A 14,741-nucleotide genomic window follows, 5' to 3' on the forward strand; every position below is an offset into this window, starting at 1 on the left:
TATTAGTATTTAAAAACCAAATAAGTTTTTATTTTATCTAGTTATCATAGGAGATATAAGAGGAGGTGATTTCTTGAAGATTGAAGTAAGATTATTTGCATATTTTAGAGAAGGTAGAAAGAAAAAATATTTTATGGAAATAGATGAAAAAATAGTTACTCCTAAAAGTATAATTGAAAGTTTGAATATAGAAGTAGAAGAGGTAGCCATACTTCTTATTAACGGAAGAGATGGAAAAGTAGATCAACTATTAAAAGATGGAGATATACTATCTATGTTTCCACCAGTAGGAGGGGGATAAATGTCTAGATATGATAGAAATATAAAGACTCTTTCTGTAGAGGAAAATGAAAAGCTTAAAGATTATAAGGTGTGTGTAGTTGGTTGTGGTGGTCTTGGTGGATATATAATTGAAATGATTGGTAGACTTGGAATAGGCCATATAACAGCAGTAGATGGAGATTATTTTAGTGAATCTAATTTAAATAGACAAATACTTAGTAATAATTTAAACTTAACAAAAAACAAGGCTGTGGAAGCTAAAAAAAGAATGGAAAAAGTAAATGATTTAATAAAAATAAATCCAATTGAAATTTTTATAAATAAGAATAATGTATTAGATATTCTAAAGGAACATGATTTGGTTATTGATGCTGTTGATAGTATAGAAACTAGATTTTTATTGCAAGATGCTTGTGAAAAACTTAAAATTCCTCTTATTCATGGTGCTATTGCAGGTTGGTATGGACAAGTAACAACAATATTTCCAGGAGATAGGACTTTAGATATTATCTATAAGAATAAAAGTGCTAAGGGGGTAGAACAAAGCCTTGGTAATCCTTCTTTTACACCAGCTTTAGTTGCATCTATAGAGGTAAGTGAAGCTCTAAAAGTTCTAATTAATAGAGGTGAAAATTTAAGAAGAAAAGTATTAATGATAGATTTATTATACCAAGATTTTGAGGTGTTAGATTTAAATCAATAACTTTAAAAAGAACCAGTTAACTACTGGTTCTTTTTAAAGTTATTGATTAAGTTTAATTTTAAATTTTAAATCTTCTCTAAATTCAATATTAGAAAAATCATTTGTATAAATATTATATTTTTTATTAGAATTTAATGGTTCAAAGCTTACTGTAAATTTATTAGGATTTTTTTCACTTCTTTTTAAGGACCTTTTTTTGTATTCAATGTTTTTTTCATTGTTATCTTTTATATAAAGTTCTTGTGCTTGAAAATAAGATGCTTTTCCAATTGCTTTAAAATTAATTGTTGTTTTGTTTTTATCTGTATTTATTTTTTCAATTATAAGTTTTCCCATTTTACCTTGAGGAAGTTCTATAGGCAATGTTTCATTTATAGGTCTGCTTATTTCTTTAGGTTTTTTAGTTTTTATAAGAAGAGGTTTTCCATCGCTTGAAACATATTCTACACTAGAAGGAATAATATTAACAGGAGCAATAGTCAAATATTTTGGAATATACTTTGAATTTTTATAATTCATATGAGTATTAAAGTTTTTATTGTTAAAACTTCCTCCTCCAAGACTTTTAGGTATAAGTTCTATCCCCTTATCATTATAAGCAATCCAGTAATCATATTTCCATATATCGTTTGCTGGTTTTTTACATTTGTTTTTAAAGATTCCACTAAGTGAAATATAAGTATCTATAGGTGAAAATACTACTTTATCTATATTTACAATACTATCCTCTAAATCTACTTTTGTATTTGGCTTAAATACAGTACTTTCTTTGCAAACCTCTTTTTTTGATGCAGTAAAAGCAAATTTCCATTTACCATGGACCTTACCAACTTCTGTGATATTTAAATCTATATTAAATTTATCACAATTTTTAGGAATTGAAGTATTTAGTTCTTCACTACCTATATAAGTATAGTCATCAATATAACTTCCACTACTAGTTCCTGAAGATGAGTTTTGAGCACCATTTATCTTTAAAAATCTACCTAGACCAAATACTTCTAAATCTTTTACATTTTTATCACTTTTTATTGTATAGCCTATAAGTATTTTTGAATCATCAGCAATAATTTCGTTTAAGGTAATAGATATTCCTTTATCGGTAACTTTTTTGTTTATTATTTTAGAATATTTAGTATAATTTGTATTAGTGCCCATTTTATCATTAAGTCGTTGTATTATAGATCCTAAAACTGGAATATTTTCTGCAAAAGCTGGAGAGGCTGTGCCAATTCCTATTAAAAGTATAAGTATAATAGCAGCTGCTGCAGATCCATATTTTAATATTTTAAATCTATTTTGACTTTTTATTTTTTTTCTTAAAGTCTTTTTTATCCTTTTCTTTTGAATGTCTGTTATATCTTCATCTATTTTATTGAATTCATTTTCATCTATTTTTATTTCGTTAAATAATTTAAATATATCTTTTTCATTTAAATTTATATTTTTCACTATAACATCTCCTCTTTTAAAAGTATAAGCTTTTCTTTTAGTAGTTTACGTCCTCTTGAAAGTCTTTTATCGATCATACTTCTATTTACTCCAAAGGTTTTTGCTATATTTTCTATGCCTTCATATAAAAAGTATCTTCTTATAAATATTTCTCTGTCTTTATCTTTCATCTCATTTATTGCATTTAAAAGTTCTTTTCTATTTTCTTTTGATATTATATTATTTTCTAGATTTTCTTTATCATATAAACTTAATTCATATTTATCTATAGATTCACAAGTACTTTCTTTGAAAAATTTTCTTTTATAGTCTATAGCTTTGTATTTAGCTATAGCAGAAATCCAATGCTTAAAATTACCTTTATTTTCATCAAAACTATCTATATTATTCCATACAGATAGGAATACATCATTTACGCATTCTTCTATGTTATGGGAATGAAAGCTTGAAGTTAATATACTATGTGTAATTTTAAATATTAAATTACTATAGTTATCAACTATAAAATCTAACCCCTTTGTATTTTTATTTTTTATTTGCTTTATAAAATTATTTTTGCCGTTATCCATCTTTGTCCTCCTTAAGAAGCTTCTCATAATATAATACGAAGGGTTATTTCATTTTCTGACAATAAACTTTTGTATATAAAAAATATATATAATTATATCAAAAAAATAAAACACCTTAATTCAAAATTATTTGAACTAAGGTGTTTTATTTAAACTGATAAATTATTAATCTCTATATTGAGATAATTGATCGCATGCTGAGTTTAATGAACTCATAGCTTCTTGAATTTTAGTTTTATTATCTTGTTTTTCTACTGAAGTCATTGCTTGTTGTAATGAATTAATAGCATTTTTTGCATCTGACATACTTTGGTCAACATATTGTTTTGCTCTTCCCATAATAAAAACCTCCTTGATTGAATGTTACAATAGTAGTATGGTTTTTATTTTAAAATATATACCTTTAAAATAGATTAATTATAATAACATTATTTTATAATTTCATGTTATGAACTTGATTTTGAACAGAAAGATATTTATACAATTTTTGTAATGATATTTTCAATTTCTGTAATATGATTGCGTAAACTTATTAAATCTTCATCTTCAAGATGAGATATTTTTTGGCTTAAAGAATCTCTAACAGATAGTTCTTGTTTTTTTATGAATTTTTTTCCGTTATCAGTTAGTTCTATTCTAAGAATTCTTCTATCATTACTATCTTCATATCTTCTAATTAAAGATTCGGAAGTTAGTTTTTCAATTATTGGGGTCATGTTAGGTTTTGATATCATAAGTTTCTTTGCTGTTTCTGAAATATAAGATGAACCATTTTTATGGAGAAAAAACATAACTTTGGCATGTGATGGTGGTACAGAAAGATTTTTCATCATTTCATCTAAATTAAAAATCTTTTTATGTAAACTTAATAACAAATTATAGAGTTCTTTAGATGTATCATTTACTTGACTTTTTTTCATATTTATCCTCCTTAAGATAAATTACTATTAAATCTTATTTATAAAAAAGTTACAATATATACATAACTATCATATAAAGAAATAATGATGTTTTTTATTTTATAGTAAGCCTTAGATTTTAATACTATATATAATATATTTATTACCTACAATCTTAAATTTTAGTATAGAAGCTTAGAATAACTTATTTAAGTAAAATTATATGCGGCTTCTTTTTCCAATTCTATTATAAAATATTTAAATCCTTAATACAATAGAAAAAGTTATTGACATATAATTTTTATTAAAATATAATGGTTATGAATTTATAATTATTTTATTTTTATAAACAAAAAATAGTTATAATTAAATTGCAAATATTATAAGGAGTGTAAAGTTAATATGCTATTTAGATAATTAATGAATGGAGAGATGGTTTAAGATGTCAAAATTAATGAAATACTTAAAGCCTTTTGTTTTTTCTATAGTGGTGATTATAGGGCTTTTATTTGTTCAAGCCATATGTAACTTATCATTACCAGACTATATGTCTAATATAGTTAATGTAGGAATTCAACAAGGTGGAATAGAAAATGCAGTTCCCACTGTTATTAGAAAAAGTGAATTTGAAAAGCTTAAGTTATTTATGAATGATAATGATGTAAAGAAAGTAGAAGATAATTATATACTTTTAGATAAAGAAAAGCTTTCTAAAGAGAAATATGATGATTATGTAAAAGATTATCCTAATCTTTCAAAAGAAAAGATTTATAAATTAGATACTAAGGATAAAGATACAATTGAAGAACTTAATAGTATTTTAGGAAAACCTATATTAGTTGTTGAAACAATTGAAAAAGGTGATGCATCTAAATTTATGCCTTCCTTGTCAAAGGGAAATATGGAAGAAGGAAAAGAAACACATAAAGATAAAAATTTAAGTGCTAAAAATGTAAGTTTAAGTAAAAATAAAATTTCTAATGAAAATGGAAAAATTGTTCAAGATAAAAATAGCGCCTCTAAAAAAAATCAAATGATAGCTAATAATAAAAAAGCTATAGAGGCTAATACAAAGAATACAGATCCATTTTTAATGTTTTCTAAAATGCCTAAAAAGCAATTTGATTCTATAAAAAATAGTATTAATGATAAGTTTAAAGAGATGCCAGAAAGTATGGTTACACAATCAGCTATTGCTTTTTTAAATAAAGAGTATAAAACTATTGGCATAGATACAGATAAACTTCAAACAAATTATATACTGGTTTCAGGCGGTAAAATGCTAGGTTTAGCTTTTATAAGTATGATAGCTACAGTTATAGTTACTTTAATAGCTTCAAAAGTTGCAGCAGCATTTTCACAAGATCTTAGAGATAGGTTATTTAAGAAAGTAACGAGATTTTCTAATTCAGAATTTGATAAATTTTCAACAGCTTCTTTAATTACAAGAAGTACAAATGATATACAACAAGTTCAAATGTTTATGGTAATGCTACTTAGAATAGTATTTTATGCACCTATATTAGGAATAGGTGGAATTATAAAAGTTCTTAATACAGATACATCAATGACATGGATTATAGGTGTTGCTGTTATATCTATACTAACTTTAGTTATTGGATTATTTAGTGTTGCTATACCTAAATTTAAAAAGATTCAAAAGCTTGTTGATAAAGTAAATCTTATAACAAGAGAATCTTTAATAGGAATGTTAGTCATTCGTGCATTTAATACTCAAAAGCATGAAGAGAAAAGATTTGAAAAAGCTAATCAAGATTTAACTAAAACAAATTTATTTATAAGTCGTTTAATGGTAACAATGATGCCAATGATGATACTTATTATGAATTTAATAACTATTTTAATTGTTTGGGTAGGAGCACATCAAGTTGATGCAGGAAATATACAAGTTGGAAATATGATGGCCTTTATGCAATATACAATGCAGATAATAATGGCATTTTTAATGATATCTATAGTATCAATTATTCTTCCTAGAGCTTCTGTATCAGCACAACGTATAGCAGAAGTTTTAAATACAGAAATAACTGTTAAAGATGCAGATGATCCTAAAGTGTTCCCTACAAATAAAAAGGGATATATTGAATTTAAAGATGTATCATTTAAATATCCAGGAGCAGAAGAAGATATACTTTCAAATATATCTTTTACAGCTAAACCAGGAGAAACTACAGCATTTATAGGAAGTACTGGCAGTGGTAAATCTACTTTAATTAATTTAATACCTAGATTTTATGATGCAACTGATGGACAAATTTTAATAGATGATGTTGATATTAAAGAAGTTTCTCAAAAAGATTTAAGATCTAAAATAGGGTATGCTCCTCAAAAGGGAATCTTATTTTCAGGAACTGTAGAAAGTAATATAAAATATGGAAATGAAAATTTAAATGAAGAGGAAATAGAAAATATAGCAGAAATTTCTCAAGCTATGGAATTTATAAATTCTAAAGAGGAGAAATTTAAGACAGAAATATCTCAAGGTGGTAATAATGTTTCAGGAGGACAAAAACAAAGACTATCTATTGCTCGTGCTATTGCTAAAAAACCTGAAATATATATATTTGACGATAGTTTTTCAGCACTTGATTTTAAAACAGATGCAGCTCTTAGAAAGGCGTTAAAAAGTGAAACATTAGAGAGTACAGTTTTAATAGTTGCACAAAGAATAAGTACAATAATGAATGCGGATAAAATAATCGTACTTGAAGAAGGTAAAATGGTAGGTGTAGGTACACACAAAGAACTTATTAAAAATTGTGAAGTTTATAAACAAATTGCTTTATCACAATTTTCAAAGGAGGAAATTTTAGCATGAGCCATAAAAAAGTAGAGCAGAAAAGACATGGTGGATTTGGCGGAGGCCCTATGGGTGGAATGAAAAACGTTGAAAAAGCTAAAGACTTTAAAGGTACTATGAAAAAATTAGGCTCTTACCTAAAAGGTTATAAAATAGCTATAGTAAGTGTAATTATATTTGCAATAGGAAGTGCCGCTTTTTCTATAGTAGGTCCTAAAATTTTAGGTAAAGCTACTACAAAGATATTTGAAGGATTAGTAAGTAAAGTAATGAGAGTAAAAGGTGCTGGAATTGACTTTGAATATATAGGTAATATAGCAATTTGGCTTTTAGTCTTATATGCAGTAAGTGCATTACTATCTTTTATACAAGGATATATAATTTCAGGAGTAGCACAAGATGTATCTTATAAATTCAGAAAAGAAATTGATGAAAAAATAAATAGAATGCCTCTTAAATATTTTGATAAGCAGAGCTATGGAGATGTATTATCAAGAGTTACAAATGATGTAGATACTGTAAGTCAAACTTTAAATCAAAGTATGTCACAGATGATAACTTCAGTTGTTACCATTATAGGTGTTCTTATAATGATGTTATCTATAAGTGTAACTATGACTTTAGTTGCAGTGCTTATACTTCCAGTGTCAATGGCTCTTATAATGGCTGTAATTAAGAAATCACAAAAATATTTTAAATCTCAACAAAAATATTTAGGAAGTATAAATGGTCATGTAGAAGAAGTATATGGTGGACATAATATAGTAAAAGCTTTTAATAGAGAAGATGAAGTTATAGAGAAATTCGAAGAATATAACGATACTTTATATTCTTCAGCTTGGAAATCACAGTTTTTATCTGGTATGATGATGCCTATTATGACTTTTATAGGAAATATTGGATATGTAGGAGTTTCAATACTTGGTGGTTGGCTTGCAATAAAGAAAACTATTGAAGTTGGAGATATATTGTCTTTTATACAATATGTTAGAAATTTTACTCAACCTATAGCTCAAGTTGCTCAAATAACTAATGTACTTCAATCAACAGCAGCTGCCGCAGAAAGAGTTTTTGAATTTTTAGAAGAAGAAGAAGAAATAGCTGACCCAGAAAATCCAGTGAAACTTGAAAAAGTAAATGGAGAAGTTAACTTTGAAAATGTTCATTTTGGTTATGATGAAGATAAAATTATAATAAATGATTTTTCAGCTCATGTTAAACCAGGACAAAAGATAGCTATTGTAGGACCAACAGGGGCTGGTAAAACAACTATGATTAAGCTTTTAATGCGTTTTTACGATGTTAATAGTGGAGATATAACTATAGATCACCATAGCATAAAAGATTTTACAAGAGAAAATCTTAGAAGTATGTTTGGAATGGTACTTCAAGATACATGGTTATTTAATGGTCCAGTAATAGAAAATATTCGTTATGGTAAATTAGACGCTACAGATGAAGAAGTAATTAAAGCTGCTAAAGCAGCTCATGCTCATCATTTTGTAAAAGCTTTACCAAATGGATATAATATGGAGTTAAACGAAGAATCAAGTAATATATCACAGGGACAAAAGCAACTATTGACAATTGCTCGTGCAATTTTATCTGATCCTAAGATATTAATACTTGATGAGGCAACAAGTTCTGTTGATACTCGTACAGAAATTCTTATTCAAAAGGCAATGGAAAACTTAATGGAAGGAAGAACAAGTTTTATTATTGCTCATAGACTGTCAACAATAAAAAATGCAGATTTAATACTAGTTATGAAAGATGGAGATATTGTAGAACAAGGAACCCACAGAGAATTGCTTGAAGCAAAAGGATTTTACCATTCTTTATATAACAGTCAATTTGAAACTGCAGATGCATCATAGATAGAAAAATAAAATTATGTCTAAGTATATAGCCTTAAAAGTTTTTAACTTTTAAGGCTATATTTTTGTTTGGATTTAAAGTTTTATATTTATTTATGTTTTACTTTATAAGTTTATATAATTTAAATAAATTTATAAATTTTTAGCTAAGTAAAATATTTTTATTTTATATTTTATTAACTAATGTAAAACCACTTATATACTAATGAGTACCGTTTATTTATAAAGTATTGTTTAATTTTTATATAGATACTAATATATACATATACAAAATAAATAAGCAGAGAAGGTGAGATTAAATGAATGTTGAAATTATAATAAAATCAGAACTTAAAGAGCCCCAGGTAGTTATATATACAAATGAGGTTACCGATGAAATACAAAATATAGCTCATAGAATTTCTAGTTTTCAAAATAAAGTACTTACAGGAACTAAAAACAAAAAAGTGTTTTTAATTAAAAATGAGGATATATATTGTTTTTATAGTGAAAATCAAAAGATATATGCTAAAACCGATAAGGACAATTTAGAAGTGAAATTAAGGCTTTATGAGATAGAAAAAATATATGAAGGTACTTCTTTTATTAGAATATCTAAATCATGTATAGTAAACATTGATAAAGTAAAAAGCTTAGATATATCATATGCAGGAACTATAGAAATAATATTTAAAAATGGATATAAAGAGTTTGTTTCAAGACGTTTTATATCTAAAATAAAAAAATATTTAGGAATTTAAGAGGTGATTTTATGTTATTTAAAAAATCAATTTTAAGAGGTTTTCTAGGAATTCCAATAGGAGTTTTTATAAGTACAACAATATCTATTATATATTCTTTAGCTTTTGGAGAAATTATGGCTATTCCTTATGGAATGGAAAGTTCTAATTCTCTAACAGTATATATAGCTCAGTATTTTGTAAGTATAATTATAGGTTTTGTTTTTTCTGCTTCTTCAGTTATATTTGAAATAGATGAATGGAGCCTTTTAAAGCAAACAGTGGTACATTTTTTTATTACAACTTTAGTATTCTTTCCATGTTCTATAAAAGTAGGGTGGATAGATGTAAATCCAATGTCAATATTGATTTATATAGGAGTATTTATATTTATTTATTTATTAGTTTGGATAAGTATATATTTTACCTGGAAATCAAAAATAAAAAAATTGAATAACAAGCTAGAAGAAAGACAATAAGGAAATAAAAAGCATCCCATAAAGTATTATATATGTACTTTAAGGGGTGCAGTTTAACAATGAAAAAGCATCCTATTTATAGGCAGTTGCAGCTACTTCTATTTTACAATCTTTTGGTAAAGAGCTTACACCGATACAAGTTCTTACTGCTTTACAGTTTTGAAATTCTTCATTAAAGGCTTTGTTAACTTCATCTAAGTTTTCTAGTTCAGTTAAGTATAATTCAACTTTAATAAGGTTTTCTACAGCATATCCAGCGTCATTAAGTATATGAGTTATGTTTTTAAATACGTACTTTGCTTGAGTTTTTATATCATCATTTATAGGCTCTGTTGTATTTAAATAAAAAGGTAATTGACCGGATATATATAAATGTCTATCAACTTCTAAAGCTTGAGAATAATCTGCTAAAGGCTTAGGTGATTTTTCAGTTAAATATATTTTACTCATAACCATTACTCCTTAAATATTTGTTGATTTATAATAAACCTAAAAGTTTATTTATACACTTATTTTAGGAATTAAATGAATAAAATATACAGGGATTTATAAAGTTTGTTTAAATGTTTTTTAGTATTAAGATATAAAAAAAGTCACTAACTTTAAAATAAGTTAGTGACTTTACTATAAAATTTTAAAATATTGATTTTATCAGTATAAGAAATCCTAACAAGACTATAGGAATTCCAATAATTGAGCCGATAATTGTAAGAGTAATACATAATCCTAATATCATCAGAACTAATCCTAAGCCTATTCCAATTAAGCTTCCAGTTATACTTAGTATAAAACTTATCAACATAAAAATTAGCTTAAAAGGTAATAAAAGCAATTTCATTATTTAAACTCCTTTAAATAATAGTTATTAGAATAAATTTGAAAAGAAATTTCCAATTCCATTCCATAATTTTTTCAAAAATCCTTGAGTTTCATCAGATTTAATAAATTTATCTAATTTTTGTCCCATTGAATTTAGTTGGTCCTTTAATTGATCAATATTTAAATCTAATTTACTTATATTATTCATTAAATCAGTAAGTTTATTAATATCTTGGTCATCAAGGTTGTAATTATAATTGTTAGTTACTTTTTTTACTATTTTCTCAGTTTCTTTTTTAGTTTCTGGTTTTTTCTCTACCACTTCTTTTTTTACTTCATTTACAAGACCTGCTGCTTTATCTTTACCTATTTTATCACCTAAGTTTCCTGTTACTACAATTTCTTCATTTGCGGCTTTCTTTTTATCTTCATCTATTTTTTCACCACTTTTAGTATTTTCAAAAGCTTTAAGTATTCCAGTTAATGCAGCTGTTCCAGATACTCTAAAAGGTGCAGCTGCTTTTACATTAGCATTTTTTATACCAGCAGTAATAAGAGCATTTTTTATCATATTCTCATTAACCCAATATATATTATGAAGAGTTACATTAAGACCACCTTTATCAGTAGGTTCTACATAAGAACAGGATATAGATTTTGATCCTAGTTGACTTTTAGATGCCACTTTACCTAAATATTTAAATTCTTCTTCTATGGTTACTTTTTCAATATTTGCTTCATTTTTATTTACATTAAAATATTTAAGCATGTCTTCTTTTTGTTTTTCATTTAAATTCCCACCTAGTGTAACAGTTTTAAATGCATCAGCATGAGCAATATTTCCAAGTGGTGATATTAACATACCTGCTGTAAGTAGTGAAATCATAAGTTTACTTGCTATTTTTTTAAAGTTCATATTCAAATCTCCTTTGTCCTACCTTAATTAGTAATATTTTATATATTATACTACATTTTAATACATAATATAATTATACTTATAATTATAAACTATTTAAAGTGGATAAGATGTAACAAAACATTATAATTATATTAAAATTTGCTTACAAAAATATTAATATAAAGTGAAAAATAAAAATTTTAATAGAAAAAATAGAGGATATATGAATTAAAGAAATAAATTTATAAATAGGTGGCAAAATAATAATATTATTTGTATTTATAAAGGGGTGTAATATGTGAAAGATGATAATATAAAAGTTATTCCTTTAGGAGGATTAGGACAAATAGGTAAAAATATTACAGCATTTCAATATAAAGATGAAATTATAGTTATAGATTGCGGCATATCATTTCCAGATGAAGAAATGTATGGAGTAGATTTAGTTATACCAGATGTAAGTTATTTAGTTAAAAATAAAGAGAAGGTAAAAGGATTTTTTTTAACTCATGGACATGAAGATCACATAGGAGCACTACCATACATATTGAAGCAAATTAACGTTCCAGTTTATGGAACTAGGTTAACTTTAGGATTGGTAGAAAATAAATTAGAAGAACACAAAATAAAATGTGAGTTAAATACAGTAGAAGCAGGGGATAAAATAGATTTAGAAAATTTTCAGGTTGAATTTATAAGAAATACCCATAGTATAGCGGATTCTTGTTCAATTGCTATTCATACAGAGGAAGGTATAATACTTCATACAGGAGATTTTAAGATAGATTATACTCCTATAGATGGATTGGTTATGGATTTAGAACGTATTTCTGAATTAGGTAGTGAAGGTATATTATTACTTATGGCAGATAGTACAAATGTAAATCGTCCAGGGCATACTATGCCAGAAAAAAATATAGGAAAGACCTTTGATAGAATATTTTCTAAAGCGGTAGGAAGAGTAATTGTAGCTACATTTGCATCTAATATTCACAGAATGCAGCAAATAGCAGATTCTTCTATTAAATATGGAAGAAAGATAACTTTTAGTGGAAGAAGCATGGAAAACATGTCTAAAGTAGCTATGGAGTTAGGATATCTTAATATACCAGAAGAACATGTTATAACACTTGATGAAATAAATAATTACAATAATGAAAACGTAACAATTATAACTACAGGAAGTCAAGGAGAATCAATGGCAGGACTTTCTAGGATAGCTTTTTCTAATCACAGAAAAATTAAAATTGAACCTAAGGATTTATTTATAATATCTGCATCTCCTATACCAGGCAATGGTAAACTTATTGCTAAAGTAATAAATGAATTGTTTAAAAAAGGTGCAGAAGTTATATACGAAGATTTAGAAGAAGTTCATGTATCTGGGCATGCCTATGAAGAAGAGTTAGAGCTTATTCATACTTTAGCTCACCCTAAGTTTTTTATGCCAGTCCATGGAGAATACAGACATTTAAAACACCATGCAGATTTAGCCTGCAGGCTTGGAATGGATAGAAAAAACGTATTTATTTTGGAAACAGGTAACGTTTTAGAAATTTCTAAAAATAGTGCTAGAATAAATGGAAAAGTTAGAACTGGGGATATATTTGTAGATGGATTAGGTGTAGGAGATGTAGGAAATATTGTGCTAAGAGATAGAAGGCATTTAGCTCAAGATGGAATGGTAACAATAGTAGTTACCTTAGAAAAACAATCTTATAGTATTATAGCAGGACCAGATGTTATAACTAGAGGGTTTGTTTATGCTAAACAGTCAGAAGAGTTAATAGGTGAAGTGAAAAAATTAGTAGAAGAAGAATTAAATAAGTGTTTAGAGAAAGAAATTATAGAATGGAATGTATTAAAATCTAATATAAAAAAGACTATAGAAAGATTTTTATATAATAAGATTAAAAGAAGGCCTGTAGTATTACCTATAATAATGGAAATTTAGTTTATATATAAAGTATATTATAATAAATAATTAGTCAATTGGTATGACAGTTTATTTTGTGAATTATTTTTTAGTGCCTATTAATAGAAACCCTATTAGTATATTTAAGTAGTTGTTTTTTAAAGAATAAACTTCTTATCTTTGACTTTTTATTTATTTTTATATTATTAAATTAAAAGTATTCTTGATTTTTCTATATATATACTTTATTATTGTTTCAGTGTACTAAATTAATATATGAAATATTTTATATAGTTTTATATTAAAAACAACTAATGATAAAGAGGTATATAAAAAATGAGGTGATAAATATGTCTAAAATTGCAGGGAAAGGATGTGACATCCTAGTTCCTTTTAATGAAAGAAAGCCGCTTGAAGAAATAGAACGAAGTATTACTAAAAAATATAGAAAATATATATGGACAAAATTTGTTAAGGCTATAAAAAATTATGAATTAGTAAAAGATGGAGATAAGATTGCAGTAGCGGTTTCAGGCGGAAAAGATAGTTTACTTATGGCTAAATTATTTCAACAATTAAAAAGAACTAGACAAATAAGTTTTGAATTAGAATTTTTAGTAGCAGACCCAGGGTATCATGAAGATATTAAAAAACTTCTTATTGATAATTGTGAGTATTTAAACATTTCAATTAAAATTTTCGATTCTAAGATATTTGAGGTAGTAGACAAAATAGCAAAAGATTATCCTTGTTATATGTGTGCAAAGATGAGAAGGGGTGCTCTTTATTCAAAAGCCCAAGAATTAGGGTGCAATAAACTTGCACTAGGTCATCATTTTAATGATGTCATTGAAACTACAATGCTTAATGTTTTATACTCTGGTAATTTTAAAACTATGATGCCTAAACTAAAATCTAAAAATTTTAAGGGGCTTGAACTTATAAGACCGATGTATTACATAGAAGAAAAATCTATTAAAAAATTTATACAAAATGCTGGAATATGGCCATTAAATTGTGCTTGTATGGTAGCTGCTAAAAAAATTGGAAATAAGAGATATGAGATTAAAGATTTAATTGAAGAATTAAAGAAAAATTTTAAAGATGTAGATAAATCTATTTTTAAGGCTGCTGAAAATGTTAATATGGAAGCTATATTAGGTTGGGAAGAAGATGGAAAAAAACATTCTTTTTTAGATTACTTTGATGAAGATTAGTACTACTATATTTATAATGAACGATTAAATTTTATAAATACTATAGTTTAAGGACAAAAGCATATGTTTTTATGTAACATATGCTTTTTAA

15 protein-coding genes are annotated in these 14,741 nt (G+C 26.0%); 8 read left to right on the forward strand and 7 right to left on the reverse strand.

Features of this window, described 5'->3' with window-relative positions:
* The first annotated feature begins 73 nt into the window (after positions 1 to 73).
* Positions 74 to 301 (forward strand): MoaD/ThiS family protein, encoded by a 228-nt coding sequence (locus ABDZ71_RS01060; RefSeq protein WP_343757957.1) that lies wholly within the window; start codon positions 74 to 76, stop codon positions 299 to 301.
* Positions 302 to 985 carry a HesA/MoeB/ThiF family protein gene (locus tag ABDZ71_RS01065; RefSeq protein WP_343757959.1) on the forward strand — a complete coding sequence of 228 codons (684 nt, stop codon included), beginning with the start codon at positions 302 to 304 and terminating at the stop codon, positions 983 to 985.
* Positions 986 to 1,024: 39 nt separating this feature from the next.
* Here the strand turns inward: ABDZ71_RS01065 and ABDZ71_RS01070 are convergent, their stop codons facing one another.
* The 4 genes from ABDZ71_RS01070 to ABDZ71_RS01085 all read right to left on the reverse strand — a co-directional run bounded on the left by ABDZ71_RS01070 (position 1,025) and on the right by ABDZ71_RS01085 (position 3,926).
* Positions 1,025 to 2,437 carry a DUF4179 domain-containing protein gene (locus ABDZ71_RS01070; protein WP_343757961.1) on the reverse strand — a complete coding sequence of 471 codons (1,413 nt, stop codon included), beginning with the start codon at positions 2,435 to 2,437 and terminating at the stop codon, positions 1,025 to 1,027.
* On the reverse strand, positions 2,437 to 3,006 hold the full coding sequence (locus tag ABDZ71_RS01075; RefSeq protein WP_343757963.1) for a sigma-70 family RNA polymerase sigma factor: 570 nt from the start codon (positions 3,004 to 3,006) through the stop codon (positions 2,437 to 2,439). Before ABDZ71_RS01075 ends, ABDZ71_RS01070 begins: the two co-directional genes overlap by 1 nt.
* A gap of 165 nt (positions 3,007 to 3,171) precedes the next feature.
* On the reverse strand, positions 3,172 to 3,345 hold the full coding sequence (locus ABDZ71_RS01080) for a hypothetical protein (RefSeq protein WP_343757965.1): 174 nt from the start codon (positions 3,343 to 3,345) through the stop codon (positions 3,172 to 3,174).
* Positions 3,346 to 3,482: 137 nt separating this feature from the next.
* Positions 3,483 to 3,926 (reverse strand): MarR family winged helix-turn-helix transcriptional regulator, encoded by a 444-nt coding sequence (locus ABDZ71_RS01085; protein ID WP_343757967.1) that lies wholly within the window; start codon positions 3,924 to 3,926, stop codon positions 3,483 to 3,485.
* A 421-nt stretch (positions 3,927 to 4,347) separates the two neighbouring features.
* On the opposite strand from ABDZ71_RS01085, the gene ABDZ71_RS01090 reads away from it, so the two are divergent.
* The 4 genes from ABDZ71_RS01090 to ABDZ71_RS01105 all read left to right on the forward strand — a co-directional run bounded on the left by ABDZ71_RS01090 (position 4,348) and on the right by ABDZ71_RS01105 (position 9,801).
* Positions 4,348 to 6,744 carry an ABC transporter ATP-binding protein gene (locus tag ABDZ71_RS01090; RefSeq protein WP_343757969.1) on the forward strand — a complete coding sequence of 799 codons (2,397 nt, stop codon included), beginning with the start codon at positions 4,348 to 4,350 and terminating at the stop codon, positions 6,742 to 6,744.
* Complete coding sequence (locus ABDZ71_RS01095; protein WP_343757971.1) at positions 6,741 to 8,603, forward strand: ABC transporter ATP-binding protein; 1,863 nt, start codon at positions 6,741 to 6,743, stop codon at positions 8,601 to 8,603. Before ABDZ71_RS01090 ends, ABDZ71_RS01095 begins: the two co-directional genes overlap by 4 nt.
* 299 nt (positions 8,604 to 8,902) lie before the next feature.
* Positions 8,903 to 9,343: a LytTR family DNA-binding domain-containing protein gene (locus ABDZ71_RS01100; RefSeq protein WP_343757973.1), complete on the forward strand. Its 441-nt coding sequence runs from the start codon at positions 8,903 to 8,905 to the stop codon at positions 9,341 to 9,343.
* Positions 9,344 to 9,354: 11 nt separating this feature from the next.
* A complete protein-coding gene (locus ABDZ71_RS01105) occupies positions 9,355 to 9,801 on the forward strand; it encodes a DUF3021 domain-containing protein (RefSeq protein ID WP_343757975.1) in 447 nt (148 codons plus the stop codon).
* Between the two features lie 72 nt (positions 9,802 to 9,873).
* Here ABDZ71_RS01105 and ABDZ71_RS01110 read toward each other — a convergent pair whose 3' ends face one another.
* From ABDZ71_RS01110 to ABDZ71_RS01120, 3 genes are all read right to left on the reverse strand, one after another.
* Positions 9,874 to 10,251 (reverse strand): RidA family protein, encoded by a 378-nt coding sequence (locus tag ABDZ71_RS01110; RefSeq protein WP_343757977.1) that lies wholly within the window; start codon positions 10,249 to 10,251, stop codon positions 9,874 to 9,876.
* Between the two features lie 184 nt (positions 10,252 to 10,435).
* Positions 10,436 to 10,639, reverse strand: coding sequence for a hypothetical protein (locus tag ABDZ71_RS01115; RefSeq protein WP_343757979.1), 204 nt, complete (start codon positions 10,637 to 10,639; stop codon positions 10,436 to 10,438).
* A 27-nt stretch (positions 10,640 to 10,666) separates the two neighbouring features.
* The gene (locus ABDZ71_RS01120) at positions 10,667 to 11,536 is read right to left on the reverse strand and encodes a DUF1002 domain-containing protein (RefSeq protein WP_343757981.1); all 870 of its coding nucleotides are present in this window, start codon (positions 11,534 to 11,536) and stop codon (positions 10,667 to 10,669) included.
* A 280-nt stretch (positions 11,537 to 11,816) separates the two neighbouring features.
* Between ABDZ71_RS01120 and ABDZ71_RS01125 the strand changes: the two genes are divergently transcribed.
* Positions 11,817 to 13,472, forward strand: a complete 1,656-nt coding sequence (locus ABDZ71_RS01125) for a ribonuclease J (RefSeq protein ID WP_343757983.1) — start codon at positions 11,817 to 11,819, stop codon at positions 13,470 to 13,472.
* A 311-nt stretch (positions 13,473 to 13,783) separates the two neighbouring features.
* The gene (locus ABDZ71_RS01130; protein WP_343757985.1) at positions 13,784 to 14,650 is read left to right on the forward strand and encodes a tRNA 2-thiocytidine biosynthesis TtcA family protein; all 867 of its coding nucleotides are present in this window, start codon (positions 13,784 to 13,786) and stop codon (positions 14,648 to 14,650) included.
* The last annotated feature ends 91 nt before the right edge of the window (positions 14,651 to 14,741 follow it).

This window comes from Clostridium oceanicum, assembly GCF_039521385.1.
Classification (GTDB): Bacteria; Bacillota; Clostridia; order Clostridiales; family Clostridiaceae; genus Clostridium_F; species Clostridium_F oceanicum.